The sequence below is a fragment of the Kushneria sinocarnis genome (assembly GCF_003633775.1).
Taxonomy (GTDB): Bacteria; Pseudomonadota; Gammaproteobacteria; order Pseudomonadales; family Halomonadaceae; genus Kushneria; species Kushneria sinocarnis.
In genome coordinates, this window is record NZ_RBIN01000010.1 from 83743 (window position 1) to 103986 (window position 20244).

General features: G+C 61.2%; 17 protein-coding genes, 4 tRNA genes and 1 rRNA gene. 1 reads left to right on the forward strand and 21 read right to left on the reverse strand.

The features are described from left to right. Positions 1–19: 19 nt before the first annotated feature. The 20 genes from rpoB to cyoA all read right to left on the reverse strand — a co-directional run bounded on the left by rpoB (position 20) and on the right by cyoA (position 17763). Complete coding sequence (rpoB, locus tag C7446_RS15280) at positions 20–4096, reverse strand: DNA-directed RNA polymerase subunit beta (RefSeq protein ID WP_121173983.1); 4077 nt, start codon at positions 4094–4096, stop codon at positions 20–22. A gap of 285 nt (positions 4097–4381) precedes the next feature. Continuing rightward, entirely contained in the window at positions 4382–4759 is a 378-nt protein-coding gene (rplL, locus tag C7446_RS15285) for a 50S ribosomal protein L7/L12 (RefSeq protein ID WP_121173984.1), read from the reverse strand. Positions 4760–4840: 81 nt separating this feature from the next. Further along, complete coding sequence (gene rplJ, locus C7446_RS15290) at positions 4841–5347, reverse strand: 50S ribosomal protein L10 (RefSeq protein ID WP_121173985.1); 507 nt, start codon at positions 5345–5347, stop codon at positions 4841–4843. 257 nt (positions 5348–5604) lie between these two features. Continuing rightward, positions 5605–6297 carry a 50S ribosomal protein L1 gene (gene rplA, locus C7446_RS15295; RefSeq protein ID WP_121173986.1) on the reverse strand — a complete coding sequence of 231 codons (693 nt, stop codon included), beginning with the start codon at positions 6295–6297 and terminating at the stop codon, positions 5605–5607. A 2-nt stretch (positions 6298–6299) separates the two neighbouring features. Next, entirely contained in the window at positions 6300–6731 is a 432-nt protein-coding gene (rplK, locus tag C7446_RS15300; protein WP_121173987.1) for a 50S ribosomal protein L11, read from the reverse strand. Between the two features lie 84 nt (positions 6732–6815). Further along, positions 6816–7349 (reverse strand): transcription termination/antitermination protein NusG, encoded by a 534-nt coding sequence (gene nusG / locus C7446_RS15305; RefSeq protein ID WP_121173988.1) that lies wholly within the window; start codon positions 7347–7349, stop codon positions 6816–6818. A gap of 8 nt (positions 7350–7357) precedes the next feature. After that, entirely contained in the window at positions 7358–7732 is a 375-nt protein-coding gene (gene secE, locus C7446_RS15310) for a preprotein translocase subunit SecE (protein ID WP_121173989.1), read from the reverse strand. A gap of 72 nt (positions 7733–7804) precedes the next feature. Then, positions 7805–7880: transfer RNA gene (locus C7446_RS15315), tRNA-Trp, on the reverse strand. Positions 7881–8008: 128 nt separating this feature from the next. Further along, positions 8009–8083 (reverse strand) — tRNA-Thr (locus C7446_RS15320). 15 nt (positions 8084–8098) lie between these two features. After that, positions 8099–8172 (reverse strand) — tRNA-Gly (locus C7446_RS15325). 45 nt (positions 8173–8217) lie between these two features. Beyond that, positions 8218–8301, reverse strand: a tRNA-Tyr gene (locus C7446_RS15330). Positions 8302–8405: 104 nt separating this feature from the next. After that, the gene (locus C7446_RS15335) at positions 8406–9245 is read right to left on the reverse strand and encodes a type III pantothenate kinase (RefSeq protein ID WP_121173990.1); all 840 of its coding nucleotides are present in this window, start codon (positions 9243–9245) and stop codon (positions 8406–8408) included. After that, positions 9242–10222, reverse strand: coding sequence for a biotin--[acetyl-CoA-carboxylase] ligase (locus C7446_RS15340; protein ID WP_121173991.1), 981 nt, complete (start codon positions 10220–10222; stop codon positions 9242–9244). Before C7446_RS15340 ends, C7446_RS15335 begins: the two co-directional genes overlap by 4 nt. Before the next feature lie 225 nt (positions 10223–10447). Beyond that, positions 10448–11452 carry a cytochrome d ubiquinol oxidase subunit II gene (cydB, locus tag C7446_RS15345; RefSeq protein WP_121174004.1) on the reverse strand — a complete coding sequence of 335 codons (1005 nt, stop codon included), beginning with the start codon at positions 11450–11452 and terminating at the stop codon, positions 10448–10450. 11 nt (positions 11453–11463) lie between these two features. Beyond that, positions 11464–12870, reverse strand: coding sequence for a cytochrome ubiquinol oxidase subunit I (locus C7446_RS15350; protein WP_121173992.1), 1407 nt, complete (start codon positions 12868–12870; stop codon positions 11464–11466). Positions 12871–13016: 146 nt separating this feature from the next. Beyond that, complete coding sequence (cyoE, locus tag C7446_RS15355; RefSeq protein ID WP_121173993.1) at positions 13017–13895, reverse strand: heme o synthase; 879 nt, start codon at positions 13893–13895, stop codon at positions 13017–13019. A gap of 12 nt (positions 13896–13907) precedes the next feature. Beyond that, positions 13908–14261, reverse strand: a complete 354-nt coding sequence (cyoD, locus tag C7446_RS15360; protein ID WP_121173994.1) for a cytochrome o ubiquinol oxidase subunit IV — start codon at positions 14259–14261, stop codon at positions 13908–13910. Beyond that, a complete protein-coding gene (cyoC, locus tag C7446_RS15365; protein ID WP_121173995.1) occupies positions 14258–14887 on the reverse strand; it encodes a cytochrome o ubiquinol oxidase subunit III in 630 nt (209 codons plus the stop codon). Before cyoC ends, cyoD begins: the two co-directional genes overlap by 4 nt. A 3-nt stretch (positions 14888–14890) precedes the next feature. Further along, a complete protein-coding gene (gene cyoB, locus C7446_RS15370) occupies positions 14891–16870 on the reverse strand; it encodes a cytochrome o ubiquinol oxidase subunit I (RefSeq protein WP_121173996.1) in 1980 nt (659 codons plus the stop codon). Between the two features lie 5 nt (positions 16871–16875). Next, entirely contained in the window at positions 16876–17763 is an 888-nt protein-coding gene (gene cyoA / locus C7446_RS15375) for a ubiquinol oxidase subunit II (RefSeq protein ID WP_245977872.1), read from the reverse strand. Between the two features lie 629 nt (positions 17764–18392). Here cyoA and C7446_RS15380 point away from each other — a divergent pair. After that, entirely contained in the window at positions 18393–19778 is a 1386-nt protein-coding gene (locus C7446_RS15380) for an MFS transporter (RefSeq protein ID WP_121173998.1), read from the forward strand. Between the two features lie 384 nt (positions 19779–20162). On the opposite strand, the gene rrf is transcribed toward C7446_RS15380, so the two are convergent. Beyond that, a 5S ribosomal RNA gene (rrf, locus tag C7446_RS16930) occupies positions 20163–20244 on the reverse strand; the annotation flags it as partial.

The window sequence follows — 20244 nt, forward strand, 5'->3', positions numbered from 1 at the left end:
CTGAAGCTTGCGGCTGTGCTCAGCTTTCCAGCTCGATATCGATACCCAGCGAGCGGATCTCCTTCACCAGCACGTTGAAGGACTCCGGCATGCCGGCCTGCATGCTGTGATCGCCGTCGACGATGCTCTTGTACATGCGGGTACGACCCTCGACATCGTCGGACTTGACGGTGAGCATCTCCTGCAGGGTGTAGGCGGCACCATAGGCTTCCAGTGCCCAGACCTCCATCTCGCCGAAGCGCTGACCGCCGAACTGCGCCTTGCCGCCCAGCGGCTGCTGGGTGACCAGCGAGTACGAACCGGTGGAGCGGGCATGCATCTTGTCATCCACCAGGTGGTTGAGCTTGAGCATGTACATGTAGCCCACCGTTACCGGGCGATCGAACTTCTCGCCGGTCCGACCGTCGTAGAGATCCATCTGACCGGACTCGGGCAGATCGGCCAGCTTCAGCAGACCCTTGATCTCGTGCTCCTTGGTCCCGTCGAACACCGGTGTGGCGATGGGCACCCCGGCCGAGAGGTTCTTCGCCAGCGCGATCACCTCGTCGTCGGAGAGCGAGCCGATGTCCTCGCGGCGACCGCCACTGCCGTTGTAGACCCGATCGAGGAAATCGCGGATCTCGCCGAGCTGCTGCTCGCGCGCCTGGTTGACCATGCGATCGAGCTTGCGACCCAGTCCCCAGGCAGCCAGTCCCAGGTGGGTTTCCAGGATCTGACCGACGTTCATGCGCGACGGCACACCCAGCGGGTTGAGGACCAGATCGACCGGCATGCCCTCGTTGTCGAACGGCATGTCCTCGACCGGCATGATCGCCGAGATCACACCCTTGTTGCCGTGACGACCGGCCATCTTGTCACCGGGCTGGATGCGACGCTTCACCGCGAGATAGACCTTGACGATCTTGAGCACTCCGGGTGCCAGATCGTCGCCCTGGGTAAGCTTGCGCTTCTTGTCCTCGAAACGCTCATCCATCTCCTTGCGCCGGGTCTCGAGCTGCTCGTCGGCCTGGGCGAGCAGCTCGTTGAGCGATTCGTCCTGCATGCGCAGCTTGAACCACTGCGGGCGCGGCAGCTCATCGAGATAGGCATCGTCGATGACATCGCCCTTCTTCAGCTTCGGCCCGCCATTGACCGGCTGGCCGGACAGGGTCCGCTTGAGGCGCTCGTAGGTGGCATCCTCGGCGATGCGATAGGTCTCCTGCAGGTCCTTGCGCACCTCGTCGAGCTGCTCCTGCTCGATGGAGAGCGCGCGCTGGTCCTTCTCCACGCCGTCACGGGTAAACACCTGAACATCGATGACGGTGCCCTTCATGCCGGTCGCGGCGCGCAGCGAAGTATCCTTCACGTCGCTGGCCTTCTCGCCGAAGATCGCACGCAGCAGCTTCTCCTCGGGAGTCAGCTGGGTTTCACCCTTGGGGGTCACCTTGCCGACCAGGATATCACCCGGATTGATCTCGGCACCGATGTAGACGATACCCGACTCATCCAGCTTGCCGAGTGCCGCCTCACCCACGTTGGGGATATCGGAGCTGATCTCCTCGGGCCCAAGCTTGGTATCACGCGATACGCAGGTCAGCTCCTGGATATGGATCGTGGTGAAGCGATCCTCCTCGACCACGCGCTCCGAGATCAGCATCGAATCCTCGAAGTTGTAGCCGTTCCAGGGCATGAAGGCGATGCGGATGTTCTGACCCAGGGCCAGATCACCGGTATCCACCGAGGGGCCGTCGGCGAGGATGTCACCCACCGCGACATTGTCGCCGGGACGCACGATCGGCCGCTGGTTCTGACAGGTATTCTGGTTGGAGCGCAGATACTTGGTCAGGTTGTAGATATCAACGCCGGCCTCGCCACCGCTGATCTCGTCCTCGTTGACCCGGATCACGATGCGCTTGGCGTCGACCGAATCAACCACCCCACCACGCCGGGCCACGGCGCAGACGCCGGAATCGCGCGCCACGAAACGCTCCATGCCGGTACCGACCAGCGGCTTGTCGGCACGCAGCGTCGGCACTGCCTGGCGCTGCATGTTCGAGCCCATCAGCGCGCGGTTGGCGTCATCGTGCTCGAGGAACGGGATCAGCGCGGCCGCCACCGACACCACCTGGCGTGGCGACACGTCCATCAGGGTGACCTTGTCGGGCGTCATGAAGGTGGTTTCACCCTTGTGACGCACCTGCACCAGGTCGTCGACCAGCTGGCCGGACTCGTCGACCGTGGCCGAGGCCTGGGCAATGACGAAGTCGCCCTCCTCGATCGCCGACAGATGCACCACCTCATCGGTCACCTGGCGGTTGTCCACCCGGCGATACGGCGTCTCGAGGAAACCGTAGCTGTTGGTGTGGCTGTAGGTCGCCAGCGAGTTGATCAGACCGATGTTCGGTCCTTCCGGCGTCTCGATCGGGCAGAGCCGGCCATAGTGCGTGGCGTGAACGTCACGAACCTCGAAGCCGGCACGTTCACGGGTCAGGCCACCCGGGCCGAGGGCGGACACACGACGCTTGTGGGTCACCTCGGAGAGCGGGTTGTTCTGGTCCATGAACTGGGAGAGCTGCGAAGAGCCGAAGAACTCCTTGATCGCTGCTGCCACCGGCTTGGCATTGATCAGATCCTGCGGCATCAGGCCTTCGCTCTCGGCCATCGACAGGCGCTCCTTGACCGCCCGCTCGACGCGCACCAGACCGACCCGGAACTGGTTCTCCGCCATTTCACCGACACTGCGGATACGGCGGTTGCCGAGGTGGTCGATGTCATCGACGTCGCCGAAGCCGTTGCGGATGCTGATCAGCTCCTTGAGCACATCGATGATGTCCTCGTGCTCGAGCACGCCCGGGCCCTTGTCGCTGTCGCGACGCAATCGCCGGTTGAACTTCATGCGACCGACGCCGGACAGATCGTAGCGGTCCTCGGTGAAGAACAGGTTGTTGAACAGCGACTCGGCCGCTTCCTTGGTCGGCGGCTCGCCCGGGCGCATCATGCGATAGATCTCGACCAGCGCCTCGAGCTGCGAGGCCGTGGTATCCATGCGCAGCGTATCGGACATGAAGGCGCCGGTATCGAGATCGTTGGTGTACAGCGTCTCGAGCGTGGTAACGCCGGCCTGACCGAGCTTTTCCAGCAGTTCGGCGTTGAGCTCGGTATTGCACTCGCAGATCAGTTCACCGGTATTGGGATCGACCTGATCCTTCGCCAGGGTCTTGCCGAACAGGTACTCCATCGGCACGTTGAGGCGGTCGATGCCGGCCTTTTCGAGCTGACGGATATGCTTCTGGGTGATGCGCCGCCCGGATTCGACAATGACGCTGCCATCGTTGTCGAGAATATCAAAGGAGGCGGTATCACCCCGCAGGCGCGCCGGGACCAGCTCCACCGAGAAGCCGTCGCGCTCCATGTGGTAGACATCGGTCTCGAAGAACTGACCCAGGATCTCCTCGGCACTGTAGCCCAGCGCCCGCAGCAGCACCGTGGCCGGCAGCTTGCGGCGACGGTCGATGCGCACGAAGACGTTGTCGCGGGCATCGAACTCGAAATCGAGCCATGAGCCGCGATAGGGAATTACCCTGGCCGAATAGAGCAGCTTGCCGGAAGTGTGGCTCTTGCCCTTGTCGTGATCGAAGAAGACGCCCGGGCTGCGATGGAGCTGGGAAACAATGACGCGCTCGGTGCCGTTGACCACGAAGGTGCCGTTCTCGGTCATCAGGGGGATCTCCCCCATGTAGACTTCCTGCTCCTTGATGTCCTTGACGGCCTTGTTCGAGGACTCCTTGTCAAAGATGATCAGCCGCACCTTGACCCGCAGCGGTGCCGAATAGGTCACGCCGCGCAGCTGGCACTCCTTGACATCGAAGGCCGGGGTACCGAAGCGGTAGCTGACATACTCCAGCGCAGCGTTGCCGGAAAAGCTCTCGATCGGAAAGACCGATTTGAAGGCAGCGTGCAAACCGATATCGTGACGGTCCTCGATCGCACGATCCTGTTGCAGGAAGTCGTAATAGGAATCAAGCTGGATGGCCAGCAGGTAAGGCACATCCATCACTTGGGGCAGTTTGCCGAAATCCTTGCGGATGCGTTTTTTCTCAGTGTATGAGTAAGCCATCTGTAATCCCCAGCTTGTTCACCAGTGAGTGACCGGCGTGGTCGGCACACCTCGAGGATGAGTCCCCGTCAGGCGGCTGACGGCGAGCCCTTCGTCGAAGGCACTCGCCGTCATGATTCCCGGATCGTCCCGAAACACTGTCCGATGATGTCCCTGTCGGGCAGTCTGACTGGGATCCCAATGTGTCGGGATCGATCCGGCAACAGAAAAAGGCCGGCAGCGATCCGCACAGCGGATCGCCACCAGCCGAGACGCTAGCGCAGGAGAGATAACCTGCGCACGTGGTTACTTGAGCTCCACGGAGGCGCCAGCTTCTTCCAGTTGCTTCTTGGCCTCTTCGGCATCTTCCTTCGACATGCCCTCTTTCAGGGTTGCCGGGGCGCCATCGACGGCAGCCTTGGCTTCCTTCAGACCCAGACCGGTGATGCCGCGAACCACCTTGATGACGTTGACCTTCTTGTCACCACCGGCAGTCAGCACCAGGTCGAACTCGGTCTGTTCCTCGGCAGCCTCGGCTTCCTCGCCGCCGCCACCGCCACCTGCAACAACAGCTGCAGCAGCGGAAACGCCGAATTTCTCTTCCATCGCCTCGATCAGCTCGGCCACTTCCATGACCGTCATTTCGGAGACGGCGTTGATGATGTCTTCTTTGCTCAGTGCCATGATTGCATTCCTAAACTTTGCAGAGCAATGCTTGCTCGTTCAATTGAAAAATCTTCGGGCGGATTGCGCCGACGACTCGCTTCAGGCCGCTTCTTCTTCCTGCTTCTGATCGCGCAGCGCAGCCAGCGTGCGCACCAGCTTGCCGGCGGAAGCGTCCTTCATTACCGACAGCAGTCGGGCAATGGCTTCATCGCGGGTCGGCAGATTCGCCAGACGATCAATGCTCTCGGCCGGGATGAACTCGCCTTCATAGGCCAGCGCCTTGACCTCGAATGCCGGCTGCTGACGCGAAAACTCCTTGAGCAGACGCGCACCGGCGCCGGGATGCTCCATGGAGAACGCCAGCAGGGTCGGACCAACAAAGGTCTCGTTCAGGCACTCCCAGGAAGTGCCTTCAAGGGCGCGGCGTGCCAGCGTGTTGCGTACCACACGCAGATGCACACCATTTTCGCGGGCCTGCTTGCGCAGATCGGTCATTGCGCTGACCGCAACACCGCGAGAATCGGCCACGACGACGGAGAGCGCCGAAGCAGCGGTTTCACTGACTTCGGCTACGATCGCCTTCTTGTCTTCAAGACGCAGCGGCATGTATCACTCCTTCGTGCCGGGCTTTCGGCTCGGAAAGCCCTTCGTGGTTACCATCCCCCCACCGCATCTGAAGCGGGGGCTGGATGATGGCGGGGCAACGATCTGCATCGCTGCGCCGCGCCATCTGCGCAGGCGCGGAGCGGCCCTCCGGCATTAAGTCCGTGTCCACGGACACCTGCGGTCTTTGACGGCGCCCCGCCCCACTGGCACGGGGGACCGCAAAGTTCGGTTCATGGCGTCGAGAGACGCCGTGCCGATCACACCAGATAGGAGTGATCGACGGTCAGGCCGGGCCCCATGGTGGTCGACAGCGACACCTTCTTGAGGTAGACCCCCTTGGAAGTGCTCGGCTTGAGCTTCTTCAGGTCGTTGACCAGCGCATCGAGGTTGCCCCTGATCGCATCGGCCGAGAAGTCGACCTTGCCGATACCGGCATGAATGATGCCATTCTTGTCGGTCCGGAAACGCACCTGACCGGCCTTGGCATTCTGTACCGCGGTTGCGACGTCGGGCGTCACGGTTCCCACCTTGGGGTTCGGCATCAGGCCACGCGGACCCAGGATCTGGCCCAGCTGACCGACAACGCGCATGGCATCGGGTGCTGCAATGACCACATCGAAGTCGAGCTTGCCCTGACGCACCTGCTCGGCCAGATCATCCATGCCGACGATATCGGCACCGGCTTCGCGGGCGGCATCCGCGGCAGCGCCCTGGGCAAAGACGGCCACTCGCACATCACGCCCAGTGCCGTTGGGCAGCACGGTGGCGCCACGCACGACCTGGTCGGATTTGCGCGGATCAACGCCCAGATTGACAGCCACTTCGACCGATTCCTTGAAACCGACCGAAGAGAGCTCGGCGAGCAGTGATACGGCTTCCTCGACGCTGTAGACCTTCGAGGAGTCGACCCGCTCGCGGATCTGCTTCATGCGTTTGGTCTGTTTCGCCATGATCAGAGACCCTCCACGTTCAGGCCCATGCTGCGTGCGGTACCGGCAATGGTACGCACCGCGGCGTCGAGATTGGCGGCCGTCAGATCGGGCTCCTTGGTCCGCGCGATCTCCTCGAGCTGTTCACGGGTCACGGTGCCGACCTTGTTCTTGTTCGGCTCACCCGAACCGGACTTGATGCCGGCTGCGCGCTTGAGCAGCACCGGCGCCGGCGGGGTCTTGGTGACGAACGTGAAACTGCGGTCGGCATAGACCGTAATGACTACCGGCGTGGGCAATCCGGGCTCGATATCCTGGGTCTCGGCGTTGAACGCCTTGCAGAACTCCATGATATTGACCCCGTGCTGACCCAGCGCGGGGCCGACGGGCGGACTGGGGTTGGCCTTGCCCGCTGCAACCTGCAGCTTGACATAGGCCTGTACTTTCTTGGCCATGCGATTACTCCGGTTGGGTCATAGCGCCTTGCGGCTCCCCGATTCGAGCTCCGGTCGAAAACCGGAGCTCCGATCATCCGCCGACTACTCCTTCTCGACCTGCGAGAACTCGAGCTCGACGGGGGTAGAGCGCCCGAAGATCATGACACTGACCTGCAGGCGACTTTTCTCGTAGTTGACTTCCTCGACCACGCCGTTGAAATCGGCAAACGGGCCATCAATGACCCGTACGCTTTCACCGGCATCGAAGACGGTCTTGGGACGCGGCTGATCGGTGCCATCCTGCACACGACGCAGGATACCCTCGGCCTCGCGCTGCGTCAGCGGGGCTGGCTTCTCCGGCGTGCCGCCAATGAACCCCATGACACGCGGTGTTTCGTTGACCAGGTGCCAGGTACGATCATTCATTTCCATCTCGACCAGCACGTAGCCCGGATAGAACTTGCGCTCGCTCTTGCGGCGCTTGCCCTCCCGCATCTCCACGACTTCTTCGGTCGGCACCAGAATCTGGCCGAACTGATCCTCCATTTCATAAAGCTTCACGCGCTCGCCCAGCGAACGCATGACATGCTTCTCGAAACCGGAGTAGGCGTGGACGACGTACCAGCGCATAGCCATGGGGGCTCCTAACCTATGATGCTCGAAACCAGCCAGCCAAAGAGCATGTCGATCAACCACAGGATCAATCCGACAATCAGCACGGCTGCCAGTACGATGGCGGTTGTCTGGACGGTTTCCTGACGCGTCGGCCAGACCACACGCTGAATTTCACGCTTGGAATTGCGGGCCAGCTCGGCCAGTGCCTTGCCGCGACCGGTGGTCAGTGCAACTGCAGCAGCCATCAGGCCCAGCACCACGACCCCGATGACCCGGTAGAGCAGGGCCTGATCGGCAAACCAGGCATTGCCGGCAACCGCCAGCGCCACCAGCACCACGACCACCGCCCACTTCAGGCCGTCGTAGCGTGACGATGCCTGCTGCACCTCGGCATTCTGTTTCATGGGCAGGATCTCCTCAGGGCGCACGGCAATAGCACAGCGGAAGACTCGGGACGCGCCAGCCTGGGGAAGGACTGGCAGGCCAGGAGGGACTCGAACCCCCAACCTGCGGTTTTGGAGACCGCTGCTCTGCCAATTGAGCTACTGGCCTATTCTGCCCGGTTACTGCCGTCAAGAGCGCGGCCACTATAGCCGAAGCGTCGATCACAGACAACCGCGCCGACGACACCGGACTCTCGAAAACGGAGTGACGAGAACCTGACCCATCACCCCGGAATATGGAGCTCGTGGACGGATTTGAACCGTCGACCTCACCCTTACCAAGGGTGTGCTCTACCCCTGAGCTACACGAGCATGATGCTGCAATACTGGAGCGGGCAGCGGGAATCGAACCCGCACCATCAGCTTGGAAGGCTGAGGTTCTACCGTTAAACTATGCCCGCCTCGTTGTTCCAGCACTGATCCCGGAACTTCCGGAAACCGAAAACTGGTGGAGGGAGGAGGATTCGAACCTCCGAAGCTTTCGCGGCAGATTTACAGTCTGCTCCCTTTGGCCACTTGGGTATCCCTCCGATGTGGCGGCACATCTTACCGCATCGAGCTGTCGTGTCAAGGCCTGTCACAACCCGTTGATATTTCGACGGGTTGCCCCTCTGTCACGACGCGGCGCATTCTGTCAGAGCAGTGACGTGAATGCAAGCCCGGCACGAATCCGCTCCAGCGAGGCCGGCTCGGGCAGCACCGGCGCCCCCGCCAGCCGCCCGGCCCGCTCGGCCACGGTCAGCGGGAACAGCGCTTCCAGCCCGGCATAGACCATGTCCGGCCAGACGGCATGCGGCGGCTCGATGCCGCGCGACACAACCCGGGCATCGCCTCCGGTCAGCAACAGGGGCAGGGCGATATTCTCGCCATCACAGGTTTCACTGTAGATTCGGTTGATGGCACTGATAGCAGCCAGGTAGACGCCATGATTGACGGCATCAATGGTGTTGCGCCCGGGCCCGGGAACGGCGCCCGGCTCCACGTCGGGGTCGATCGCCACCTTGCGGGTGCCCAGCTGCAGGCTCTCCTTCATCAGCCGCAGCCCGGGCAGGATATAGCCACCCAGGTGAGCACCACCCGGCAGGACGGTATCCACCGTGATTGCGCTGCCGCAGTCCACCACCATGCAGCCGCCGGTCAACTGATAACCGGCCAGACTGACCAGCCAGCGATCCACTCCCAGCCGCCCCGGTTCCTCGTAACCGTTGATCACGCCGAGCGCTTCACGTCGCGAGCGCGCCACGTGAATGGTCGCCACCCGCCGCTTCAGCAGGGAGACTGTCTGCTCCAGCACCTCGCTGCGCGCCACGTTGGAAATGCGAATGGCCGTAATCACATCGAGATCGGGAATATCCGCTCCCGGCCGCCACTGCTCCCGGGTCCAGACCGCCCCGCGCGAGCGGATCTCGCTGGTGGTGCGATCCTTGAGACGCCATTTGGAAAGCGTATTGCCGATATCGAGATCCAGAATCATCCTGAAGCCCGCAGCGAGATTTCACCACCCGAAAAGATCACTTCCCGATCATCGATGCGAACGGCAAGATTGCCCTGTTCATTCACGCCCTGAGCGATACCCTCCCAGTATCGACTCCCCTGCTGCAGCACAACCGCCCGGTTGGTGTAATAGTGACGTGCATTCCAGTCGGCCTGCCAGGCCCCGAACCCTTGCCGCTCGAAGCGTGGCAACAGTGCCATCAGCTCATCGATCATGCTGCTGATCAGCGCGTTGCGGGACAGCCCCGGTACCAGCTCATGCAGGCCGGCTGCCGACTGCTCCAGGCGCTGCCGGTCGGCTTCGCCAAAGGCGACGTTGAGCCCGATACCGATCACCACCTCGCAGGGCCCCTCCATGTCACCCCGCACTTCGGTCAGGATACCGCCCAGCTTGTGGATCTCTCCGTGGTGCTCGACCAGCAGATCATTGGGCCATTTGAGCAGGATATCGACGCCGAAGGTCTGCAGCAGCTCGGCCATGCTGACGCCGATCGCAAGGCTCAGTCCCTCGATGGCCGCCACGCCGCTCTCGAAGCACCAGCCCAGCGAAAAGTGGATGCCGGCCCCCCAGCTGCCATGCCAGCTCCGCCCCCGACGCCCGCGACCGGCTGTCTGCACTTCAGCCACACAGACTTCCGCATGCCCGGCGCCCTGGGCAAAGCGTTCCAGCAGGAAGGTATTGGTCGATTCCAGCTGGGACTCCACGAACAGGCGCGACAGCTGCTGTCGTGCATCCCTGGGAAGATCGGCGACAATCCGGCCACCATCCAGCAGCTCCATGGGACGAGCGACTCGGTAACCGCGTCCGCGAACCGCCTCGATCGTGATCCCCAGTGCCTCGAGCTTCTGCAACTGTTTCCAGATGGCGGTTCTGCTGACGCCGAACATTTCTCCGAGCTGTTCGCCCGAGTGAAACTGCCCGTCACTCAATACGCGTACCAGATCGCGAACGTTCATTGCGTCTTCCTGTATTGCGTCGCACTCGACTCTTGTCGGCCCGGACCGACCGGCGGGAGCTGGCAAGGGAGGGAAAGCGGCTGCCCCGCACGAAAAAAGCGCCCCGGAGGGCGCTTGCAAGGCTAAACATTCATGCGCTGATTGGCAAATGCAGCAGCGCTGTCAGCACCAGACAGTGCCGCCGCAGGCCCGGATCAGCCCCGCCGACATGCCGCTTCGGCCCGCTCAGTAATACCCCTCACCCTCGCGCACCTTGCCACGAAAGACATAATAGCTGTAGCCGGTATAGGCCAGGATGATCGGAATCAGCACAGCATAACCGATCAGCAGGAACAGCTGGCTTGCCCGCGAAGAGGCTGCATCCCACATGGTAACGTCCGGCGGAATGATCAGCGGGAAGAAACTGATCACCAGCCCCGAGAGACCAAGGAAGAACAGCCCCAGCACCTTGAAGAACAGCCTGCGCTCGTGCGAGTGGGTAACCCCGTCCCAGATGCTCCAGGCCAGCAGTACTACCAGCACCGGTACCGGAGAGAACCAGAGGATATTGGGGAAGGTGAACCAGCGCTCGGCGACCCGGCTGTTATCCAGCGGTGTCCACACCCCCACGATCAGGGTGCACAGCACCATCAGGATGGTCAGGGGCCGGGCCAGCTGATAGCAGCGACGCTGCAGACTGCCCTCGGTCTTCATGATCAGCCAGCTGGCCCCCAGCAGGGCGTAGCCGATGATCAGGGCAACGCCGATGAACAGGGCAAAGGGCGAAAACCAGTCGAACGGACCGCCGGCAAAGCTGCGGTTTTCCACGTTCAGCCCGTTGATGATTCCCCCCAGCACCATGCCCTGGCTGAAGGTGGCTACCATCGAGCCGCCGCTGAAGGCCAGATCGAACCACTTGCGCGAACGGGTCGACTTGAAGCGGAACTCGAAGGCGATGCCGCGAAAGATCAGCGACAGCAGCATCAGGATCAGCGGCAGGTAGAGCGCCGGCAGGAAGGTGGCATAGGCCAGTGGAAACGCGCCGTACAGCCCTGCCCCACCCAGAATCATCCAGGTCTGGTTGCCATCCCATACCGGCGATGTGGTATTCATCATGACGTCGCGGTGGGCATCGTCCCTGAAGAACGGATAGAGGATACCGACCCCGAGACTGAATCCGTCCATGACCACATACATGGCCACGGCGAAACCGATCAGGAAATACCAGATTAACGGCAGATCAATGGTCATGGTCATCCCTCTCAGTTCTGCTCTTCGAACGCTTCGTCAGCACCCGACATCGGTCGCTTGGGCTGACGCTCCTCGCCCGGCCCACCGTGGGGCTCCTGTGCCATCGGTTCGGCCCGTACCAGTCTGACCATATAATAGATGCCGATCCCGAAGATGATGGCATAGACCAGCAGGAAACCGACCAGACTGGCCCACAGGCTGCCGGCATGCAGCGAGGACACTGCATCGGTGGTCCGCAGCATGCCGTAGACCACCCACGGCTGGCGGCCCGCCTCGGTCGTGATCCAGCCGGCCAGCAGGGCAATGAAGCCCACTGGCGTGGCAAACATCATGGCCCGATGAAACCAGGCGCTGTCGTAAAGCCGACCCCGCCAGCGCAGGAACAGTCCCAGCAGACCAACACCCAGCATCAGCATGCCGAGCCCGACCATGATCCGGAAGGTCCAGAACACCAGCGGCACGTCCGGCCATTCGTCCCGGGGCCACTGCTTGAGACCTTCGATCTGACCGTTCCATGAGTGGGTCAGGATCAGGCTGCTGGCGTGCGGTACGGTAATTTCGAAGCGATTGCTGGCGCTGTCCATGTCCGGCATGCCGAACAGCACCAGCGGCATTCCGGCCGATCCCGGCTCGTTCTCCCAGTGTCCTTCCATGGCAGCCACCTTGGCAGGCTGATGTTCGAGCGTATTGAGCCCGTGCATGTCGCCGGCCATGATCTGCAGTGGCAGCGCTACCACGATCGCCCACATTGCCATGGAAAACATCTTGCGCGCCGCCTCGTCACGTCGGTTGCGCAACAGGTGATAGCCACCCACGCCACCGACCACGAAACCCACCGAGATGAACGCGGCCAGGCCCATGTGAACAATCCGGTAGGGAAAGGAGGGATTGAACATGATGGCCAGCCAGTTGGCCGGCTCGAAGCGCCCATCCACGATTTCGTAACCTGCCGGCGTCTGCATCCAGCTGTTGGACATCAGAATCCAGGTCATCGAAATCAGGGTGCCGATCGCCACCATGCAGGTGGCAAAGAAGTGCAGCCGCTTGCCGACCCGGTCTTCACCGAACAGCATGATGCCGAGGAACCCGGCCTCGAGGAAGAAGGCCGTCAGGACCTCATAGGTCAGCAGCACCCCGGTGATGTCACCGGCCCGTTCGGCAAAACCGCTCCAGTTGGTTCCGAACTGATAGGCCATGACCACGCCCGAAACCACACCGAGCCCGAAGGCCACGGCGAAGATGCGCACCCAGAAGCGGTAGAGGTTGTGATAGACCTCGCGTCCCGTCCTGAGCCACAACCCTTCCAGGATCATCAGGTAACTGGCCAGACCGATCGAAAAGGCGGGGAACAGGATATGAAAGGAAACGGTAAAGGCAAATTGAAAGCGCGCCAGATCCAGCGCTTCTAATCCAGCCATCGGGGATACTCCCTGCCCATGAGTCCGGGTCCAGTATGGTGTTCAGACACCCGACAATAGACAAGAAAGTGCAAAAAGGTAAGGGATTGCGACAACATGTCGCATCCGCAGGCAGGAAGCACGGCGGCAGCGCCGCCGCGATTGGCTCAGGCCGAGGCGGGTGTCGGCACGCGGGGGGCGAAATCGACGGACATCGCGACGCTGAGCATCGTGACGACCAGGATCGAATAGAGAAAGACCCGCTTTGCCCAGGCGCGGTCATCACTGCAGTCGCGGTAGGTCAGCGCCAGTTTCAGCCAGTACCCACCCACCAGTGCAGCAATCACAAGATAGACGTAACCCGTATAACCGATCAGGGTCAACAGCAGTGACGCCACGATGAAAGCGACGATATAGCCGATGATATGACGTCGGGTCGAAGCGATGCCGCGCCGTACCGGCAGCACCGGTATCGAAGCCGCGGCATAGTCATCATAGCGGAAGATGGCAATGGCATAGGAGTGCGGCATCTGCCACAGGCTGAAGATTACCAGTAGCAGCAGCGCGCCGGCATCGAAACGGCCGGTAACGGCACAATACCCGATGACCGGTGGCGAGGCCCCGGAAAGGCTGCCGATCACGGTGCCATGCACCGTGTGACGCTTGACCCATAGGCTATAGACCCCGACGTAGATCAGAAACCCGATCAGGGCTACGCCGGCTGCCAGCAGATTGGCACCGAAGGCCAGCAGGGCAAAGCCTGCCAGCCCCATCAGTACCGCATAGCCCAGCGCCACCTGTACATTCACGGTTCCCTGCACCAGCGAGCGATTGCAGGTGCGCGCCATCAGCCGATCGATGTCACGATCGATGATGTTGTTGAGCACGCAACCGGAGGCCACGACCAGCGAAACACCAATGATCGTGGCCAGCAGCAGCAGCACATCGATATCGCCGCGGGAAGCCAGCAGGAAACCGCCCGTCACCGTGATCAGGTTGCCCGTGACGATTCCCGGCTTGGCAAGATGAAGGTATCTCCTGAACATCGGATGAGCTTCTTAGCTGCTCATCATCATGAAATGATTCAGGTGGAACATGATCCACAGCGAGCCGACAATCACGATACCCACGACCATCACGGCAAAGGCGAAGGAAGCCATGTTCCAGCCCTCGCCGGACTTGGTATTCATGTGCAGGAACATGATCAGCTGAACCAGGACCTGCAGCACGGCCGTGATCGCCAGCACGATCACCGTTGGCACCATGCCGAAACCGCCCAGCATGACCATGCCGAAGGGAATGATCGTCAGCACGATGGAGAAGATCAGTCCCAGCACATAGGTCTTCAGGTTCCCCTCGTGACCGTGGTCACCGGAGGACCCGGCGTCGGTAATCCCTGCCTTGTCGCTCATTGCAGTACTCCCAGCAGATACACGACGGTGAATACACAGATCCAGATGACATCGAGGAAGTGCCAGAACAGACTCAGGCACATGATCCTGGGTTCATTGGCCTGGGTCAGCCCCTTTCGCGCCACCTGGAAGATCAGTACCAGCATCCACAGCAGTCCGAAGGAGACGTGCAGACCGTGGGTACCGACCAGGGTAAAGAAGGAGGACAGGAAGGCACTGCGATCCGGCCCGTACCCCTCATGAATCAGATGGGCGAACTCGTAGATCTCCATCGACACGAAGCCGAAGCCCAGCAGGAAGGTGATGACCAGCCACAGCAGCACCTGCGACTTGTTGCCGCGATGCATCGCCAGTACGGCCACACCGTAGGTAAAGCTGCTGAACAGCAGCAGGAACGTTTCGATCAGCACGAAGCCGAGTTCGAAGATTTCGGAACCGCCGGGGCCTCCGGCGGTCGAGTTCATCAGTACGACATAGGTAGCGAATAGGGTTCCGAACAGAACACAGTCGCTCATCAGGTAGATCCAGAACCCCAGATACTTGGTGGCTATGGTTTCCTGATGATGATCGTGCTCATGATCATCCGCATGATGCGCGTTTTGGTGATCCATGGTTTGACTTGTCATGACTTACGCCTGCATCTCCGCCTGTTGCCGATATTCCTTCTCGATTCGCTCGACTTCCGCGGCAGGCACGTAATAGTCGATGTCCTCGTTGAAGCTGCGCACGATGAAGGTCACGATCACACCCACGAAACCGCCGATCGCCATCCACCAGATATGCCACACCAGGGCAAAGCCCATGATCAGGGCAAACAGGCAGAGCACCGGGCCTGCCGTGGTATTGCGAGGCATGTGGATATCCTCGTAATGATCCGGCTCCTCGTAGATGTTTTCACCCCGCTCCTTGCGATCCCACAGCGAATCGACAGAGCTGACTTCCGGAATCTTGGCGAAGTTGTAGAAAGCCGGCGGCGAATGTGCCAGCCACTCCAGCGTACGCGCATCCCAGGGATCGCCGCTGAGCACGCGATTCTTCTTGCGATCGCGGATGCTGACGTAGAACTGCATGACAGTGCACATGATGCCGGCAAGAATGCAGACGGCACCGACCCATGCCACCACCATCAGCGGATGCCAGCTCGGATCGACATAGGACTGCATGCGACGGGTGGCGCCCATGAAGCTCAGGATGTAGAGCGGCATGAAGGCCAGATAGAAGCCGATCAGCCAGAACCAGAAGGAACGCTTGCCCCACTTTTCATCCAGCATGAAACCGAACGCCTTCGGGAACCAGTAGGAGATGCCGGCCATGGCACCGAAGACCACGCCACCGATGATGACGTTGTGGAAGTGCGCAATCACGAACAGGGTGTTGTGCAGCACGAAGTTGGCGCCCGGCACGGCCAGCATCACCCCGGTCATGCCACCGATGGTAAAGGTGATCAGAAAGCCGATGGTCCACAGGATGGCGGCATTGAACTGCAGGCTGCCGCGATACATGGTGAACAGCCAGTTGAAGATCTTCACCCCGGTGGGGATGGCGATGATCATGGTGGCAATGCCGAAGAAGGCATTGACGTTGGCGCCCGCACCCATGGTGAAGAAGTGATGCAGCCAGACCAAGAACGACAGCACGGTGATCGCAACGGTCGCCCAGACCATGGTGTTGTAGCCGAATAGCCGCTTGCGCGAGAAGGTCGCCACGACCTCCGAGAAGATCCCGAACATCGGCAGGATCAGGATATAGACTTCGGGATGACCCCAGGCCCAGATGAGATTGGTATACATCATCTGGTTGCCACCCATGTCATTGGTGAAGAAATGGGTGCCGATATAGCGATCCAGCGTCACCAGTGCAATGGTGACCGTCAGGATCGGGAAGGCGGCAATGATCAATACGTTGGTGCACAGCGCCGTCCAGGTAAAGATCGGCATGCGGAACATGGTCATGCCCGGCGCACGCATCTTCAGAATGGTGACGAAGAAGTTGACACCGGTCAGCGTGGTCCCGACCCCGGAGAGCTGTAGCGCCCATATCCAGTAATCCACGCCGACTCCGGGACTGTACTTGAGCCCCGAGAGCGGCGCATAGGCCAGCCAGCCGGTCTTGGCGAACTCGCCCACGAACAGCGACAGGTTGACCAGCACCATGCCCGCGGCAAACATCCAGAAGCTGACGTTGTTCAGAAACGGAAACGCCACGTCGCGGGCGCCGATCTGCAGTGGCACGGCGATGTTCATCAGGCCGATGACCAGTCCCATGGCCACGAAGAAGATCATGATCACGCCGTGCGCGGTAAAGATCTGGTCATAGTGGTGTGGGGGCAGGTAGCCCTCGGCACCGCCATAGGCAATCAGTTGCTGGGTCCGCATCATGATGGCGTCGGCAAAGCCGCGCAGCAGCATGACCAGCGCCACGATCAGGTACATGATGCCGATCTTCTTGTGATCGACCGAGGTAATCCATTCCTTCCAGATATAGGTCCATTTCCGGAAGTAGGTAAGCGCTGCCACCACGACCAGTCCGGCAAGCGCCATGCCCCCGACGGCACCCATGATGATGGGTTCGTGATAGGGAATCGCTGATAGACTGAGTTTTCCCAACATGATGTTTACTCCGCTGCTTCTGCGCCCGTGGGCTGCTGGCCGTTTTCAGGCTGACCGTGACCACTCTGGAAACTGGTAATGACACGCTCATACAGCCCGGACTCCACGGGATGGAAGTACTCGACCGGGTCATTGACACTGGGCTTGGCGACATCCTGATAACTGCCGGTATAGGTCAGCTGCCTGTCGGCCTGGCGTACCCGGTTCACCCAGTTCTCGAACTCCTGCTGATCAGTGACATGCGTCTCGAAGGACATCTGGGAGAAGCCCTTGCCGCTGTAGTGCGCCGATTTGCCGGTATAGACACCCTGCTGATCGGCCTCGAGATAGAGGTCGTTATCCATTCCGGCCATGGCATAGATCTGACTGCCCAGGCGGGGAATGAAGAAGGCGTTCATGACGGTTTCCGAAGTCACATTGAAATACACCGGACGGTCCACCGGGAAATACAGTTCATTGATGGTGGCGATACCCTGCTCCGGATAGATGAACATCCATTTCCAGTCGAGCGAGATTGCCTGAATCTCCATGGCCTCACCCTCTTCGCCGATCGGCTTGTGAGGGTCCAGCGAATGGGAGGTCTGCCAGGTAATGATGCCCAGAAACAGGATGATCACGGCGGGCACGGCCCAGACCACCGCTTCGATCTTGTTGGAATGCGCCCAGTTCGGCGAGTAGGTCGCCTTGCGATTGTTGCGACGATAGCGCCACGCAAATACCACGGTCATGATGATGACGGGTATTACCACAATCTGCATGATCCAGAATGAGCTCAGGATCAGCGACTTCTGCTCCTTGCCGACCGGCCCGCTGGGATCCATCAGTGCCGCATTGCAACCACTCAGCACCAGTGCGGACACGACCAGAGGGATCAGCGCCTTAAGCGACTTCAAGCTCTTCTCTATCATTTTGCAGCCTCTTGATGTTTCCTTGTGCCATTGCGCAAACCTCCGGCTCGGAAGCGCCTGAGACCAGGCCTGCCGGACTTCCTACCTGAAAAGCCTTCGAAGGGAAGGATGATGTCACCCTGCGGGCAAATTGAACTTCAGGTAACGGGCTGTCGCCTGTACGGGGTTGTCTGTTCAGGGTCGAACAGGCATGCTCCCTGGTTCAGGCTTAAGAGCCATCTCCTGCGAAACGACTCAGGCAGCGCTGGCGTGTTCCGGTGCAGCTACGGGTCGCATGGATGGCAGCGGACTATTGTTTGTTTTTTTATCCATGAGCCGCAAGTCGTATGAGTAGCATACTTTTAAGACTTTAGTCTAACCCGAAGGCGCCAGCGGAACTCTCGGTAACATGACACGTCTCAATGCGATGGTCCGCGGCCATGTTACTGCCGGTCCCTTCCCTGCTCGCCATCATGCAGCCAGCCCTGTTACAACAGCCTGCCACCAGGAAGGCCTGATGCTCATGATAACAGCACCATGCCCCCCTGAGAGCCCCTGCAGGCGCATGGCTTAACCCGGATCACGTGCTGCGGCTGCCGGATACTGCTTTCCTTCACCACAATACGCCTGGAAACATGAAACGCTCCTCGCTACTGCTGAATATCGAATCTCGCGCCATTACCGGGCTAGCGCTGCTCTATGGCGTCAGGATGCTGGGTCTGTTCATGGTCCTGCCCATTCTGGCGCTCTACAGCAGCCATCTCGAATACGCCACGCCGGCGCTGGTCGGCGTGGCTCTGGGTGGTTACGGCCTGACCCAGGCAATCCTGCAGATCCCCTTCGGCATGCTTTCCGATCGCACCGGCCGCAAGCCGGTGATCGCCCTGGGGCTGCTGCTGTTCATTGTCGGCAGTGTGGTCGCCGCGCTGGCGACCTCCATCTACGGCGTCATCATCGGCCGCTGCATCCAGGGCAGCGGCGCCGTGGCCGGTGCCATCATGGCGCTACTGGCCGATCGTACACGCGAAGAAGTCCGTACCACCGCCATGGCCACCATCGGCATGAGCATCGGTATCGCCTTTGCGCTGGCCATGGTCATCGGCCCCCTGATCGCTCACGCTGCCGGGCTGGCCGGCGTCTTCTGGAGCACGGCCCTGCTGGCCGCGCTCGGCCTGCTGGTGCTCTGGCGCGTCGTACCGGGAGCAGCACGCCAGCGGCATCGTGATGTCGGCCTGGATCGCAGTCAGTTTTTCAGCATGCTGCGGCGTCCGGATCTGCTGCGGCTGGATTTCTCGATCCTCTCGCTGCATGCCATTCTGACCGGGTGTTTCGTGGCGGTACCCGTGCGTCTTGCGGCGCTCGGTATCCCGGCGTCGGAACACGGCTGGGTCTATCTGCCGGTCATGGCCACCGCCTTTGTCGGCATGATCCCGCTGATCATTGCAGCCGAGAAATATCGTCACATGAAGCTCGTGTTCACCGGCACCGTGGCTTCGCTGGTCATCATCCTGACACTCATGAGCCTGCTGCCGCCGCAGAGCTGGTGGCTGATCGCGCTGCTCTGGCTGTTCTTCGTCGCCTTCAATCTGCTCGAGGCGAGCCTGCCCTCCCTGATCAGCAAGGCCGCGCCGGCCGGTACCAAGGGCACGGCAATGGGAATCTACTCTACCAGCCAGTTTCTCGGCACCTCTCTTGGCGGCGCAGCCGGCGGTGCAGTGGCAGGTACACTGGGGGTCAGTGCCGTGTTCGGCGCCGCTGCCGTACTGGCACTGATCTGGACATTGATCATCTGGCGAATGCCGGCACCACGCTATCTTGCAACCGAACTCGTGTCACTGGAACGGATGCCCGTCGGGCAGGAGGCAGCACTGACCGCCCGGTTGCAGGCCATTGCAGGCGTCGAGGACGCACTGGTGGCCTCCGATGAAGGGGTGGCCTACCTCAAGGTGGACCGTGCGCGACTGGATCGGCAAGCACTTGATGGTCTGACGGGACGTGCCTCATCCACCGGCAGCGCCTGACCACCGGCAGCCCGGTACAGAACCGGGGAGAGTCTGACGCTTCGATCACTGCAGCAAAACGTCGAGGGCATGCGCCCAGAGCAGGTCACGGCAGCGCTCGGCGGGTCGCAGGCCATGTCGGCGAGGACGAGATGCAGGCGCTGATCGAAGCCCTGGGCGAGATCGGCGCCGGCTGAGGGGGTGCGGGGCCGGCGCGGCGCGCCAGGCCCGGGCTCGCCCTGCCGCCGAGTCGTGTGAGCACGCCTCCGGAGCGATCGGCACGCGCCGCGGCGCCTCACCCCGGCCGGCAGGGCCGCCCATGACTGCCCGCCGGGCGTGGCCGGTGCGGCCATGAGCCGGACAGTAAAAAGCCCCGACCATGGGGCCGGGGCTTTCGGAAGGGGTGCCTGACGATGACCTAGTCTCGCATGGGGAGTCCCCACACTACCCTCGGCGCTGAGCGGTTTCACTGCCGAGTTCGGCATGG

Excerpts from the sequence above, each read along its gene's own strand:
- cyoB (WP_121173996.1), bottom strand. The coding sequence starts at position 16,870 with ATGTTGGGAAAACTCAGTCTATCAGCGATTCCCTATCACGAACCCATC.
- cydB (WP_121174004.1), bottom strand. The coding sequence starts at position 11,452 with ATGACCATTGATCTGCCGTTAATCTGGTATTTCCTGATCGGTTTCGCC.
- C7446_RS15340 (WP_121173991.1), bottom strand. The coding sequence starts at position 10,222 with ATGAACGTTCGCGATCTGGTACGCGTATTGAGTGACGGGCAGTTTCAC.
- cyoE (WP_121173993.1), bottom strand. The coding sequence starts at position 13,895 with ATGTTCAGGAGATACCTTCATCTTGCCAAGCCGGGAATCGTCACGGGC.
- cyoC (WP_121173995.1), bottom strand. The coding sequence starts at position 14,887 with ATGACAAGTCAAACCATGGATCACCAAAACGCGCATCATGCGGATGAT.
- rplK (WP_121173987.1), bottom strand. The coding sequence starts at position 6,731 with ATGGCCAAGAAAGTACAGGCCTATGTCAAGCTGCAGGTTGCAGCGGGC.
- rplL (WP_121173984.1), bottom strand. The coding sequence starts at position 4,759 with ATGGCACTGAGCAAAGAAGACATCATCAACGCCGTCTCCGAAATGACG.
- cyoD (WP_121173994.1), bottom strand. The coding sequence starts at position 14,261 with ATGAGCGACAAGGCAGGGATTACCGACGCCGGGTCCTCCGGTGACCAC.
- C7446_RS15335 (WP_121173990.1), bottom strand. The coding sequence starts at position 9,245 with ATGATTCTGGATCTCGATATCGGCAATACGCTTTCCAAATGGCGTCTC.
- C7446_RS15380 (WP_121173998.1), top strand. The coding sequence starts at position 18,393 with ATGAAACGCTCCTCGCTACTGCTGAATATCGAATCTCGCGCCATTACC.
- rplA (WP_121173986.1), bottom strand. The coding sequence starts at position 6,297 with ATGGCGAAACAGACCAAACGCATGAAGCAGATCCGCGAGCGGGTCGAC.
- C7446_RS15350 (WP_121173992.1), bottom strand. The coding sequence starts at position 12,870 with ATGGCTGGATTAGAAGCGCTGGATCTGGCGCGCTTTCAATTTGCCTTT.
- nusG (WP_121173988.1), bottom strand. The coding sequence starts at position 7,349 with ATGGCTATGCGCTGGTACGTCGTCCACGCCTACTCCGGTTTCGAGAAG.
- rpoB (WP_121173983.1), bottom strand. The coding sequence starts at position 4,096 with ATGGCTTACTCATACACTGAGAAAAAACGCATCCGCAAGGATTTCGGC.
- secE (WP_121173989.1), bottom strand. The coding sequence starts at position 7,732 with ATGAAACAGAATGCCGAGGTGCAGCAGGCATCGTCACGCTACGACGGC.
- rplJ (WP_121173985.1), bottom strand. The coding sequence starts at position 5,347 with ATGCCGCTGCGTCTTGAAGACAAGAAGGCGATCGTAGCCGAAGTCAGT.